The 13,870-nt window shown below is 61.5% G+C and carries 11 protein-coding genes; 8 read left to right on the forward strand and 3 right to left on the reverse strand.

Annotation, left to right across the window (positions count from 1 at the left end; all coding sequences use genetic code 11):
* The first annotated feature begins 118 nt into the window (after positions 1–118).
* The 8 genes from EC919_RS17400 to EC919_RS17435 all read left to right on the forward strand — a co-directional run bounded on the left by EC919_RS17400 (position 119) and on the right by EC919_RS17435 (position 8,175).
* A complete protein-coding gene (locus EC919_RS17400; protein ID WP_133775650.1) occupies positions 119–1,360 on the forward strand; it encodes an SfnB family sulfur acquisition oxidoreductase in 1,242 nt (413 codons plus the stop codon).
* A gap of 37 nt (positions 1,361–1,397) precedes the next feature.
* A complete protein-coding gene (locus EC919_RS17405) occupies positions 1,398–2,603 on the forward strand; it encodes an SfnB family sulfur acquisition oxidoreductase (protein WP_432213830.1) in 1,206 nt (401 codons plus the stop codon).
* Entirely contained in the window at positions 2,603–3,967 is a 1,365-nt protein-coding gene (locus EC919_RS17410; protein ID WP_133775652.1) for an LLM class flavin-dependent oxidoreductase, read from the forward strand. The genes EC919_RS17405 and EC919_RS17410 overlap by 1 nt, the downstream gene beginning before the upstream one ends.
* A gap of 140 nt (positions 3,968–4,107) precedes the next feature.
* Entirely contained in the window at positions 4,108–4,902 is a 795-nt protein-coding gene (locus EC919_RS17415) for a MetQ/NlpA family ABC transporter substrate-binding protein (protein WP_133775653.1), read from the forward strand.
* A 2-nt stretch (positions 4,903–4,904) separates the two neighbouring features.
* Entirely contained in the window at positions 4,905–6,032 is a 1,128-nt protein-coding gene (locus EC919_RS17420) for a methionine ABC transporter ATP-binding protein (RefSeq protein ID WP_133775654.1), read from the forward strand.
* Positions 6,022–6,666 carry a methionine ABC transporter permease gene (locus tag EC919_RS17425; protein WP_133775655.1) on the forward strand — a complete coding sequence of 215 codons (645 nt, stop codon included), beginning with the start codon at positions 6,022–6,024 and terminating at the stop codon, positions 6,664–6,666. The genes EC919_RS17420 and EC919_RS17425 overlap by 11 nt, the downstream gene beginning before the upstream one ends.
* Before the next feature lie 268 nt (positions 6,667–6,934).
* The gene (locus tag EC919_RS17430) at positions 6,935–7,561 is read left to right on the forward strand and encodes a class I SAM-dependent methyltransferase (protein ID WP_133775656.1); all 627 of its coding nucleotides are present in this window, start codon (positions 6,935–6,937) and stop codon (positions 7,559–7,561) included.
* A 164-nt stretch (positions 7,562–7,725) separates the two neighbouring features.
* Positions 7,726–8,175, forward strand: coding sequence for a hypothetical protein (locus tag EC919_RS17435; RefSeq protein ID WP_133775657.1), 450 nt, complete (start codon positions 7,726–7,728; stop codon positions 8,173–8,175).
* 139 nt (positions 8,176–8,314) lie between these two features.
* Here the strand turns inward: EC919_RS17435 and EC919_RS17440 are convergent, their stop codons facing one another.
* From EC919_RS17440 to EC919_RS17450, 3 genes are read right to left on the reverse strand one after another with little or no spacing between them, the layout of a single operon-like run.
* Positions 8,315–11,455, reverse strand: coding sequence for an efflux RND transporter permease subunit (locus tag EC919_RS17440; protein ID WP_133775658.1), 3,141 nt, complete (start codon positions 11,453–11,455; stop codon positions 8,315–8,317).
* Positions 11,452–12,522 carry an efflux RND transporter periplasmic adaptor subunit gene (locus EC919_RS17445; RefSeq protein WP_133775659.1) on the reverse strand — a complete coding sequence of 357 codons (1,071 nt, stop codon included), beginning with the start codon at positions 12,520–12,522 and terminating at the stop codon, positions 11,452–11,454. The genes EC919_RS17440 and EC919_RS17445 overlap by 4 nt, the downstream gene beginning before the upstream one ends.
* On the reverse strand, positions 12,519–13,598 hold the full coding sequence (locus EC919_RS17450; protein ID WP_133775717.1) for an efflux RND transporter periplasmic adaptor subunit: 1,080 nt from the start codon (positions 13,596–13,598) through the stop codon (positions 12,519–12,521). The genes EC919_RS17445 and EC919_RS17450 overlap by 4 nt, the downstream gene beginning before the upstream one ends.
* Positions 13,599–13,870 lie beyond the last annotated feature (272 nt).

Below are 13,870 nucleotides of genomic sequence, written 5' to 3' on the forward strand. Positions count from 1 at the left end.
TATATGCACCGGACCACCGGACCACCGTCAATTTGCTCGCCGCCACCGCGGTATTGATTCGAGGTTCGAATGGTTCAGCACAATGATCCCAGTGCTCGCGCTCGTGAAGGTCACCACCATGACTGATCTGAGCGCCCCTTCTGTCCAGCACACCCTGGACGTGGCTCCTCCCCTGCTCCGTGCAGCCATATTGCGCAATGACGCCGAAGCCATTGCAGCGGCCCATGAGCTGGCCGCCGTCGTACGCACCCATGCCGCCACGCGAGACCGCGAGCGGCAACTGCCCTGGTCGGAAATCGAGCTGTTTAGCCGCAGCGGCCTGGGCAGCATCTCGGTACCGCGCGCATACGGCGGACCGCAGGTGTCATTCGTCACCGTGGCAGAGGTTTTCGCCATCCTGTCGGCAGCTGATCCTGCCGTGGGCCAGATTCCGCAAAACCACTTCGGGATTCTCAATTCGCTGATCGGCAGCGCCACCGAGGCGCAGAAAGAAACCCTGTTCGCCAGCGTTCTCGGCGGCGCACGCATCGGCAACGGCGGCCCCGAGCGCGGGACCAAAAACACCCTCGACGTGAGAACGCGGATAACCGCAGACGGTGATCAGTTTTTGCTCAACGGCCGCAAGTTCTACTCGACAGGCGCGTTGTTTGCCCACTGGGTGGCGGTCAAGGCCATCAATGACGACGGCAAACAGGTGCTGGTGTTCGTGCCACGCGGGACGCCGGGGCTGCACATCATCGACGATTGGTCCGGCTTCGGTCAGCGCACCACCGCCAGCGGCAGCGTGCTGCTGGAAAACGTGCGTATGAGTGGCGAACTCGTCGTCGATAACTGGAAGCTGGGCCTGGCGCCAAACATTCAGGGCGCGGTGTCGCAGCTGATTCAGGCGGCCATCGATGCGGGCATTGCACGGGAAGCCATCGACGAAAGCATTCGCTTCGTGCGCGAACGTTCACGGCCGTGGATCGACGCCAATGTCGAGCGTGCAGGTGACGATCCGTATGTGATAGCCGACATCGGCAAGCTGAAACTCGAGCTGCACGCCGCCGAAGCGCTGTTGCGAAAGGCCGGGCGCGTGCTGGATGAAATTGCCGCCGTGCCCGTCGACGAACAATCAGCGGCGCGGGCGTCCATCGTGGTCGCCGAAGCCAAGGTGCTGACCACACAGATCGCCCTCCTCGCCAGTGAAAAACTGTTCGAGCTCTCGGGCAGTCGCGCGACGCTGGCCGAATTCAATCTGGATCGTCACTGGCGCAACGCGCGGGTTCACACCCTCCACGATCCGGTGCGCTGGAAGGTCCACGCCGTCGGCGCCTGGCACCTGAACGGCGCCCTGCCTGCCCGTCATTCCTGGATATAACCAGACCACTGGAAGCACACCTATGAGCCTTCAAACCTTGCCGCGTGGCACGCAGGCGACCGCCGTGACCGCGATCATTCGTGACGACGCCGAAGCGCTGCGCATCGCCCGCACGCTGGCGGAAGATTTCAAACAACAGAGCGCCACACGTGATCGCGAACGGCGCCTGCCGCATCAGGAACTGGAAACGTTTTCCCGCTCGGGACTGTGGGGCATCAGCATACCCAAGGCCTTTGGCGGCGCTGGCGTGTCCAACGTCACCCTGGCCGACGTCATTCGGATCATCTCTGCCGCCGACGCCTCGTTGGGGCAGATTCCGCAAAACCACTTTTACGCCCTGGAGGTCCTGCGGGTAAACGGCAGCCCGGCGCAGCAGGCACGACTGTACGCCGAGGTCCTCGCCGGCCAGCGCTTCGGTAACGCGCTGGCCGAACTGGGCACCAAAACCGCCCACGACCGCACCAGCCGCCTGAGCCGCGACGGCAAAGGCTGGCGCATCAACGGCCGCAAGTTCTACGCCACCGGCGCCCTTTACGCCCAACGCATACCGACCTCGGTGGTTGATGACAACGGCGTGCAGCAGCTGGCGTTTGTACCAGCCAACGCAGCGGGGCTGAGCGTAATCGACGACTGGAGCGGCTTCGGTCAGCGCACCACCGGCAGCGGCTCGGTGGTGTTCGATAACGTGTATGTCGAGGCCGATGACGTGGTGCCGTTCCAGACGGCGTTCGAGCGGCCGACCACCGTCGGCCCGCTGGCGCAGATCCTCCATGCGGCCATCGACACCGGGATCGCCCGCGCGGCCTTTGAAGACGCGCTGCATTTCGTGCGCACCCGGACGCGGCCGTGGATCGACTCCGGCATCGAAAAAGCTGTCGATGACCCGCTGACACTGCACAGCTTTGGCAAACTCGGCATTCGTCTGCACGCCGCCGAAGCATTGCTCGAACGTTCGGGCGAGTTCCTTGATCGGGCGCAGGCCGAGATCACGCCCGAAAGTCTGGCCCAGGCATCGATTGCGGTCGCGGAAGCGCGGGCGATCAGCACAGAAATTTCATTGGAAGCCGGCAGCACCTTGTTCGAGCTCGCCGGTTCCCAAGCCACGCTGGCGGAGCACGGCCTTGACCGCCACTGGCGCAACGCACGGGTGCACACGCTGCACGACCCGGTGCGCTGGAAATACCACGCCATCGGCAATTACTACCTCAATGACGTCAACCCGCCACGCCGGGGGACGATCTGATGAGCAAGAAAAAGATCCTGCTCAATGCGTTCAACATGAACTGCATCGGCCACATCAATCACGGTTTCTGGACGCACCCCCGGGACACGTCCACCCAGTACAAGACCCTCGAATACTGGACCGATCTGGCGCAGTTGCTGGAGCGCGGGCTGTTCGACGGCTTGTTCATCGCGGACATCGTCGGGGTCTATGACGTCTATCAGAAGTCGGTGGACGTCACGTTGAAGGAATCGATCCAGTTGCCGGTGAATGATCCGTTGCTGCTGGTATCGGCCATGGCCGCCGTCACCAAAAACCTCGGCTTCGGCCTGACTGCCAACCTCACGTACGAGGCGCCTTATCTGTTCGCCCGGCGCATGTCGACGCTGGATCACCTGACCCGCGGACGCGTGGGCTGGAACATCGTCACCGGGTATCTGGACAGCGCCGCGCGGGCGATGGGCCTGACCGAGCAGATCGAACACGACCGCCGCTACGACCAGGCCGATGAGTACCTGGAGGTTTTGTACAAGCTGTGGGAAGGCAGCTGGGAGGACGACGCAGTGATCGAGGACCGTCAGGCGCGCATCTATGCCCAGCCGGAAAAAGTCCACTACGTACGACACAGCGGCGAGTTCTATCAGGTGGAGGGTTATCACCTGTGCGAGCCGTCGCCGCAGCGCACGCCGGTGTTGTTTCAGGCGGGCAGTTCCGAGCGCGGTTTGCAGTTTGCCGGCAGCAACGCCGAGTGCGTGTTCATCAGCGCGCAGAACAAGCCCGCGACCCGCGAGCAGGTCGACAAGGTTCGCGCCAGTGCCGTGGCCGCCGGGCGCAACCTCGATGACATCAAGGTGTTCATGGGCCTCAACGTCATCGTCGGCGCCACCGAAGAAGCGGCGCGGGCCAAGCATGCGGAGTACCTCAACTATGCCAGCGCCGAGGCAGGGCTTGCACATTTTGCCGCGTCCACCGGCATTGACTTCGCCGACTACGCGCTCGACGAGCCCATCCAGCATGTGAAAGGCAACGCCATTCAGTCAGCGACGAAGATCCTCAAGAACAACGACTGGACCCGCCAAAGGCTGCTCGATCAACACGCCCTGGGTGGCCGTTACATCACGCTGATCGGCTCGCCCGAGCAGGTCGCCGACGCGCTGGAATCGTGGATCGCCGAAACCGGTCTGGACGGCTTCAACCTCACTCGCATCGTGACTCCGGAAAGCTACGAGGATTTCATCGATCTGGTCATCCCGGAACTGCAACGGCGCGGCTCATACAAAACCGCCTACGAGCACGGCACCTTGCGCGAGAAGCTGTTTGAAGGTGACGCGCGATTGCCGGAACGGCACGCGGGGGCGAGCTATAGAACACAGACCAACCTGTAGGAGCGCGCTTGCCCGCGAACGCGGTGGGCCAGAACCGAATGCAGCCACTGACACACTGCAATCGCGGGCAAGCGCGCTCCTACAAAGATTTCCCCATCGCTCACCCATTCAAACCAGACCACTGACCCGGATTACCCGCCATGACCAAAACCCTCCTCACCCTCGCGCTGTCCCTGGGTCTGTTTGCCGGCGTCACCCACGCCGCTGATCAACCGCTCAAAGTCGGCACCACCGCCGCCTTCGCCATCCCGCTGGAAGCCGCCGTCGCCGAAGCCGAGAAACAAGGCCTGAAGGTCGAGCTGGTGGAATTCACCGACTGGATCGCGCCCAACGTCAGCCTCAACGCTGGCGATATCGACGTGAATTATTTCCAGCACATCCCGTTTCTGGAAAACGCCAAAGCCGCGTCGGGCTTTGATCTGGAGCCCTACGCGCCGGGCATCATCAACAACGTCGGGTTGTATTCGAAGAAGTACAAAAGCTTCGATGAGCTGCCAACCGGCGCCACCGTCGCAATCGCCAACGACCCGATCAACAGCGGTCGCGGCCTGCAACTGTTGGCCAAGGCCGGCCTGATTACGTTGAAACCGGGCGTGGGTTACAAGGCTACCGAAGACGACATCACCGCCAACCCGAAGAAGATCAAATTGATCCAGGTCGAAGCCGTGCAACTGGTGCGCGCCTATGACGATGCCGATCTGGTGCAGGGCTACCCGGCCTACATTCGTTTGTCGAAGACCTTCGATGCCAGCTCGGCGATCCTGTTCGACGGGCTCGACCATCCGGAATACGTCATTCAGTTCGTCATCAAACCGGATCACAAGGATGACCCGCGTCTGGCCAGGTTCATCGACATCTACCAACACTCGCCGGTCGTGCGCGCCTCGCTGGATAAGGTCAACGGCTCGCTGTATCAGGTCGGCTGGAAGAACTGATCATGACTGCATCCGCGCAACGCGCTTTAGGACTTGAGGCTGCTGCCCCAGATGCCGCCGAACAAGCAGAACTGCACCCGGAAAAGCAGCGCGCCCATGTGCGCTTCCTCAACCTGGGTAAGGTCTATGAAGGTCCGCAAGGGCCGGTGCCGGCACTTCAGGGCATCGATCTGGATATCCAGCGCGGTGAGGTGTTCGGCATCATCGGCCGCAGCGGCGCCGGCAAGTCGTCGCTGATCCGCACCATCAATCGTCTGGAAAAACCCAGCAGCGGGCGCGTGCTGATCGATCAGGTGGACATCGGCGACTTCAACGAAGACACGCTGGTGGCGCTGCGTCGACGCATCGGCATGATCTTCCAGCACTTCAATCTGATGTCGGCCAAAACCGTGTGGCAGAACGTCGAGTTGCCGCTCAAGGTCGCGGGCGTGCCGAAGGCGCAGCGTCAGCGCAAAGTCGCCGAGTTGCTGGCGTTGGTGGGGCTGGAAGGCAAGCACGAGGCGTATCCGGCGCAGTTATCGGGCGGGCAGAAGCAGCGTGTCGGCATTGCCCGGGCGTTGGTGCATGATCCGGCGATTCTGCTGTGCGATGAGGCGACTTCCGCCCTCGATCCGGAGACCACGCAATCGATTCTCGGCCTGCTGCGCGAGATCAACCAGCGTCTGGGCCTGACGATCATTTTGATCACCCACGAGATGGCCGTGATCCGGGAAATCTGTGACCGCGTGGTGGTGTTGGAAAAAGGTGAAGTCGTCGAGCAAGGCCCGGTCTGGCAGGTGTTCGGCAACCCACAGCATGAGGTGAGCAAGACGCTGCTGGCGCCGCTGCAACATGCCCTGCCGGAGGATGTGCAGGCGCGTCTACAGCCGCACGCTTCCGAGCTTCACGCCAGCGTGGTGCTGGATCTGCAATTCACCGGTAGCGACGGCAAAGAGCCTGACCTTTCAGCGTTGTTCAATGCCTTTGGCGGGCGAGTGAGCCTGCTGCATGGCGGCGTCGAACGCATTCAAGGGCATGCGCTCGGACACCTGCTGCTGGCGGTGAGTCATTCGCCGTTGTCGGCGGAAGAACTGCTCAATCGCGCCCGCAAACACGCGCAGCAAGCGGAGGTACTGGGTTATGTGGCTTGATCGTCTCTGGCAGGGCGTCATCGACACCTTTCTGATGGTGGGCGTGTCGTCGCTGATCGCATTGATACTGGGCATCCCGCTGGCGGTGATTCTGGTCACCAGCGGAAAGGGCGGCATCTTTGAAGCACCCAACGTGAACCGGGTGCTGGGCGCGTTCGTGAATATTTTCCGTTCGGTGCCGTTCCTGATTCTGATGGTCGCGCTGATCCCGTTCACGCGGCTGATCGTCGGCACGACCTATGGCGTGTGGGCGGCGGTGGTGCCGCTGACCATTGCGTCGACGCCATTCTTCGCGCGCATTGCGGAAGTGAGCCTGCGTGAAGTCGACCATGGCTTGATTGAAGCAGCACAAGCGATGGGTTGCCGACGCTGGCACATCGTCTGGCACGTGCTGTTGCCCGAAGCGCTGCCGGGCATCGTCGGCGGATTTACCATCACCATCGTGACGATGATCAATTCATCGGCCATGGCCGGCGCGATTGGTGCTGGCGGGTTGGGAGACATTGCTTACCGGTATGGCTATCAGCGGTTTGACACGCAAGTGATGCTCACCGTGATCGTGTTGCTGGTGATATTGGTGGCGGCGATTCAGCTGGGCGGTGACCGATTGGCGTTGCGGCTGAACAAGCGGTGATCAGAGGAAGCCACCCATAGGACTGGCTTTAGCCGGGAAGGCGTCAGGTGTCACACTGCAAAATTGATGGTGCTGACACGGGCCTTTTCCCGGCTGAAGCCGGTCCTACTGACCGATCGCGTCAGGCATCATGCCGCCGAATTGAGGGTATCTACACAGGCCTCTTCCCGGCTGAAGCCGGTCCTACCAACCGCATGCAGTCCCGCCAGGAGATCCCAACTCGTGAGCGGGGTATATTGGCGGCCTTATTCGACCAGACACTCGCCCCATGAAACTCGACTCAGAAGACCTCGCCCAGATCACGGCCACTACCCTCGGCAATTACAACGAGGTCGCCGAGGGCTTTCGCGAAGGGACCCGCGACCATGATGTGAGCCAGAACATTGATGCGCTGCTGCGCAATATCGCTGGCCCGGCGCCGTTTCAGATTCTCGATTTCGGCTGCGGGCCAGGCCGTGACCTGCAGACGTTCACCGCCATGGGTCACATTGCCACCGGCCTGGATGGCTCCGAACGCTTCGCCGAGATGGCCCGTGCCGACAGCGGCTGCGTCGTGCTTCATCAGAATTTCCTTGAACTTGATCTGCCCGCAGAACGTTTCGACGGCATCTTCGCCAATGCCTCGCTGTTTCACGTGCCGCGTCAGGAATTGCCGAGGGTGCTGCGTGAACTGCACGCCGCGTTGAAGCTCGGCGGCGTGTTGTTCAGTTCCAATCCCCGAGGCGACAATCAGGAAGGTTGGAAGGGCGAGCGCTACGGCGCCTTTCATGACCTGGCGTCATGGGCCGTACTGCTGACCGAAGCCGGGTTCAGCGAAGTCGAGCATTACTACCGGCCGCCGGGATTGCCGAGGGACCAGCAACCCTGGCTGGCGAGTGTCTGGCGCAAAATCTGACGACTCGCCATCGTCCACGTTCGAATGGCTGACTGGACTGTCACTTCTGACAGTAGCCCGCCCCATTCCTCAAGCCCACACTGAGCCCGCGCCATCGGCGTGAATGACGGTTCAAGTGCTGCGTCAGCACCTGCCGCTAACCTCAAGCAAGCAAGGGAATGACGATGAAAAACATTTTGGAAAATGGCGACTTCCAGACCGGCGAACTTGCGCCCTGGACCAGTACGACCGGCGAGGCAAGCTGGACGATCAAGACAGACGACGAGGGACCCTACATCCAGCTGATCAAGGCAGCAGACCTGTCCCAGACCACCCCGCAAGGCACTTATAAACCCACAACGCTGACGTTCGAGGTCCGGGCTGGCGAAGTCGTAAAACCCGACGATCTCGTGGTATTCGGTTTTGGAATAGTGGTCTATGCGGCCGGAGAAGCCCAAGGGTTCGGCGACATTTGGGGAGCGACCAATGAGTGGCGGACAGTCACGTTCCCGATCAACCGCAAACCGACCCCTGCCACTATGGTGACCGTTCAGTTCTTTACCGCCTCCGACCCGGAAAGATTAAAAGTTCAGGCAGGGACAGTGCATTTCAGGAATTTCCAACTCATCGAGTAGCACGCGTGCTGGCATCAACATCCATAAAAGCCCGAAGTGTTGAGGTGTGACGTTTAACGCCCTCCCGGCTAAAGGCGGTCCCATCTGGTGCGTGCATTGCCTCAATGGGACCAGGTCGCTTGCGCTTTAAGTCAATGCATCAATGCGCGGAAGAGGGCGCTCCGTCATCCGTCTCGTCATCACGGCGATGTTGCTCTTGCTGTTGGCGTTCCTGATGGTTGCGCCGCTCCTCGTCGCTTGGCTCCTTGATCTTGTACCAAGCCACGTACAGCGCCGGCAGAAACAGCAACGTCAGCAAGGTCGCGATAATAATCCCGCCGATCATCGCGTAAGCCATCGGCCCCCAGAACACTTCGCGCGCAATGGGAATCATGCCCAGGCTCGCCGCCGCAGCCGTCAGCAGGATAGGACGACGACGGTGCTCGGTCGCTTCCGCCACTGCGTCCCACGGCAGATAGCCGGCCACTTCATACTCATGAATCTGCGTCACCAGAATCACCGAGTTGCGGATGATAATGCCGATCAGCGCCAGAATGCCGAGGATCGCCACAAAGCCCATCGGCGTTCCGGTCGGCACCAGCGCCAGGACCACGCCGATCAATCCCAACGGCGCGACACTGGCGACGATGAACATCTTCTGCACGCTGTGCAGCTGGATCATCAGGAAGGTCGCCATGAGGAAGATCATCAACGGCACGACCTTGGCGATAGGCCCTTGGGCCTTGCCGCTCTCTTCCACCGTACCGCCCGTGGCGACCTTGTAACCCACCGGCAAACCGGCGGCGAACTTGTCGATTTCGGGCTTGAGCTCCTTGACCAGGTCAGTCGGCTGCATGTCATCGCTGACGGCGGCCTTGAGCGTGATCGTCGGTTTACGATCGCGACGCCACACCAGCGGCTGTTCCAGTTCATAGCGCACGTTGGCGAATGCCAGCAGCGGAATCGACGTACCTTGCGGCGTGACGATCTGCAGGTTCTGCAGGGTTTCCGGCGATCCGCGTTCGGAATCCACTGCGCGACCGACGACGTTGATCAGGTAGATGTCATCACGCACCTGGGTCACCGCAGAGCCCGTGACGATGCTGTTCATCAGCTGTGCAACGTCCTCGGACGACAGCCCTAATTGCCGCGCCTTGTCCTGATTGATGTCGATGCGCAGGACTTTGCCGGGCTCGTTCCAGTCGTAAATCATCTCGCCAATGTGCTGATTCTTGTCGAGCAGCGTGGCGAGCTCGATGGCGTGCTGGCGTACTTCGTCAATGTTCTCGCCACTGACCCTGTACTGAATCGGACGCCCCACCGGTGGCCCCATTTCCAGCGCCTGAACGTAGGTGCCGATGCCGACGAAGTCATCACGCAGGCGTTTTTGCAAGCGCTCGGTCAACGCGCCGCGCTCTTCCAGCCCTTTGCTGACGATCACCAACTGCGCGTAGTACGGGTTCTCCAGCTGCTGATCCAGCGGCAGATAGAACCGCACCGCACCTTCGCCGATGTAGGTGCTCCAGCTGACGATATCCGGATCGTCCTTGAGGGTCGCCTCGAGCTTGTCCACCGCGCGGCGGGTCTCGTTGATCGACGCGTTCTGCGGCAGGTTGAGGTCGACCAGAATCTCGGGACGGTCCGATGACGGGAAGAACTGGTTCTGCACGAAACGCATGCAGAACAGCGAAGTGGCGAACAGCAGGATCGTGATGATGATGGTCAGCCAGCGATGACGCATGGCCCAGAACATCGAGCCGTTGAAAGCCCGCGCGATGCGTCCGGGCTTGGCGTTCTCGTCGTGCTTTTTCACGTTTTCGCTGAGGATGTGCACGCCGATCACCGGCGCGAACAGCACGGCAACAACCCACGACACCAGCATGGCGACGGCAATCACCGCAAACAGCGTAAAAGTGTATTCCCCTGCCGAGCTGGCGTTAAGGCCGATCGGCACGAAACCCGCGACGGTCACCAGCGTACCGGTGAGCATCGGGAAGGCCGTCGAGGTGTAGGCGTAGGTCGCGGCCTGGGCTTTGGTATCGCCTTTTTCGAGGCGAGACACCATCATCTCCACCGTAATCATTGCGTCGTCCACCAGTAAGCCGAGGGCGATGATCAGGGCGCCCAGGGAAATACGCTGCATGGTGATGCCGCTGTATTCCATGAACACAAAGACCATCGCCAGCACCAGCGGGATCGAGCAGGCGACCACAAGACCTGCACGCATGCCGAGGCTGATAAAGCTGACGATCAACACGATCACCACCGCCTCGAACAGCGCGCTGGTGAAGCCACCGACGGCTTTCTCGACCACCTGCGCCTGATCGGAAACCACATTCACGCCGACGCCGATCGGTAGCTCGGCGGTCGCGGCGGTCATACGCTCGTGCAACTGCTTGCCGAACGCCTGAACGTTACCGCCTTTCTTCATGGCGATGGCCAGGCCGATGGCAGGCTTGCCGTCGAAGCGGAACAGAGGTTTGGGCGGATCGACGTAGCCGCGGGTGATTTCGGCGATGTCGCTCAAGCGATAGAAGCGATCGTTGAGGCGCAGGTTGACGTTTTCGAGGTCTTTCTCCGACGCGAACTGGCCGGAAGTGCGCACGGAAATGCGCTCCGGACCGGCCTCGATGACCCCGGCGGGCGTGACGGTATTTTGCGATTGAAGACTCTGCACGACTTGACGCTGATCCAGCCCCAGGGCCGCCAGCTTGCGGGTGGAGAAGTTCAGGTACAGCACTTCGTCCTGCTCGCCGATCATTTCGACTTTGCCCAGACCTGGCACGTCGCGGATCTGGACGCGCACTTGCTCCACGTAGTCGCGCAACTGACGCAGGGTCAGGCCGTCGGAGGTGAACGCGTAGATCGAACCGTAAACGTCGCCGAACTCGTCATTGAATGCCGGGCCTTGAATACCTTGGGGGAACTGCCCGCGAATGTCGTCGATCTTCTTGCGCACCTGGTACCAGATCTCAGGAATGGCCTCAGCGCTAGTGGTATCCCGCAGGTAAACCATAACAGTGGACTCGCCCGGCCGGGTGTAGCTCTTCACATAGTCGAGGGAGTCGAGTTCTTCGAGCTTTTTCTCGATGCGGTCGGTGACCTGCTCCAGGGTTTCATCCACGGTCGCGCCCGGCCAGCGGGTTTGTATGACCATGGTCTTGATGGTGAACGAAGGGTCTTCTTCGCGGCCCAGGTTCATGTAGGAAAACACGCCCATCAGCAGGCCGACGAACATCAGGTACCAAACGAAAGACTGATGCTTGATCGCCCAATCGGAGAGGTTGAACGTCCCTTTCATCGCGGGCTTTCCTTATCGACTTTGATTTTCTGCCCCGGTTTGAGGCTGTTGACCCCGGCTGTCACAACACGATCGCCGTTGCTGACGCCACCGGCCAGTACCACTGAATCATCACTGCGGCTGACGACCGTGACGACGCGTGGGGAAACCGTCTGGTTCTGCATGTCGATGACCCAGATCTGGGTCTTGCCATCGACGTCTTGCAGGGAGGTGGCGGGCAGCTCGATGCGCGGTTTGATCGCCGAGCTGAGGGTCACGCTGATCGCCGTGCCCAAACGGAAGGCCGCCGGCGTATCCGCCAGGGTCAACCGTGCGCGACGGGTGCGCGTGGAGCTTTCAGCCTGGGGCTCGAGCTCTCGCACGGTCGCGGTGGTGTTGATCTCCGGCTCCAGCTGGCTGGCAACTTTGAACACCACGTCGCTGGGCAGTTGATCACTCAGTTGCGCCGGCAAATCGATGACCGCCTCTTTGATGTCCGGGCGCGCCAGCGTCACCACCTGCTCACCTGCGCTGACCACCTGGCCGGCTTCGACTTTCCATTCTGTGACGACGGCATCGTGATCGGCACGCAGCTCGCTGTAGCTCAGCTGATCCTTGGCCTGTTGCATCGCGGCCTTGGCCTGATCGTAGGAAGACTGGGTGGTTTTCAGGTCGGTGACCGCGACATCCAGCGCGGCCTGGGCGCCAACGCCGCGATCAAACAGCTCTTGCTGCCGACGGGCGTTTGCCTGGGCGTTGATCAACTGCGCTTCGACCCGGGCCAGATCGCCTTGGGTCGAGCGCACCTGGTTCTGTTGGTCCGTCGGGTCGAGCACGGCGAGCATGTCGCCCTTCTTCACCTGTGCGCCCACATCGACACTGCGCTGGGCGATGCGGCCCGAGACGCGAAAGCCCAGGGTGCTTTCATAGCGCGCGGCAATGTTGCCGGCGAAACGACCCAGGCTTTCTTGCGCCTGGGGCTTCACCTCGATGAACAGCACCGGCCGAACCGGCTCCGGCGGCGGCTCTTCCTTGCTGCAGGCGCTCAACAGCAGACCGGCCAACACGATTCCCGACAGGCGCTTCATTGCTGGGCTCCTGTCGGTTGCTTCGCAGTCTCGGGGTGCACGTCGGCGAGTTCGACCTGCATATCGGGGTGCAATAACTGGTTACCGGCAACGACCACTTTTTCACCATTCTTTAGACCGTCGACAATGATTACTTTGCCCGTCAGGTAGCGCCCGACCGTCACGCCGCGCAGGCTGACCTTGTTGTCGCCGTCGACCACCCACACCGCCGGCTTGCCGAGCTGATCGCCCAAGCCTTTCGTCAGTGCAGACCATGGCACTTCGACGCTGGTCCTGGCCGGTACGCTCAGGGCGGCACTGACCACCGAACCCAGATCCATGCCCGACGGCAGCGAGGTGAGTGCGATTTTCACTTGCAGCGTGCCGGTCTGCGCGGACACGGCTGGCGTGACTTCGCGCACCTTGCCCGTCGCTTTGACCGTCGGGTTGTCCAGCAGCGTGACTTCGACCGGCTGGTCGGTAGGCGGGTTAACGAACAGCGACTCGTAAACGTTGAACACGGCATCGCGCTCGCCATCGCGGGCCAGGCTGAAGATCGGCGCTGTTGGCTGCACGACCTGGCCTACTTCAGCCTGCCGAGCGGTAATGATGCCGGGCGCATCGGCGATCAATGCGGTGTAACTCAGTTGCTCACGGGCGTTGGCCAGTTGCGCCTGCGCGGCTTTGAGCGCGCTCTGACTGCCGCGCAACTGCGCCTGCGCCGAGTCATATTCACTGCGGCTGGTGTAGCCCTTTGGCAGGAGCTTTTCCTGGCGCACGAAGGCAGCGGAGGTCTGTTTCACCCGCGCCTGCTCGGCGGCAACGGCAGCGAGGGCAGAATCGACGTTGGTCTGCAGGTCTTTGGGGTCGAGCTTGGCGAGCACTTGCTTGGCGGACACCCGATCGCCGACATCGACCGTCCGCTGAATGATCTTGCCGCCCACGCGAAACGAAAGCTGCGTCTGCACGCGCGCCTGCACGTCCCCGGTCAGCGCCACGTCTGCGGCGTAATCAGCCGTCTTGACCTGCTGCGCCTGTACGCGCGGGCGCAACGGTTCCTGAGGTTCTTCTTTCTCACAGCCAGCAAGAACAGCCATGCACAGACCGATGGAGAGAACGGTCAGACGACCACGAAAAAAGAGGGGTTGGGCGGGCATGCAAGCTCCTTGTGCCAATGCCGTTGCGACACCGCGCTGCCGGACGCCGTTGCGATGTGCTAATGCGACTGTGAGCGTAGATCAGGGTTCCTTGGCGGTACTGAACTCTGCCGGAATCTACAGCGCAGGCTAATCTACGCTAGAGCGCGCCTGTTCGCGATGGAGTTGGGTCTGCGACATCGATGTTGGCGGACACACCGCGTTCGCGGGCA

This window comes from Pseudomonas graminis, assembly GCF_004364335.1.
GTDB lineage: Bacteria > Pseudomonadota > Gammaproteobacteria > Pseudomonadales > Pseudomonadaceae > Aquipseudomonas > Aquipseudomonas graminis_D.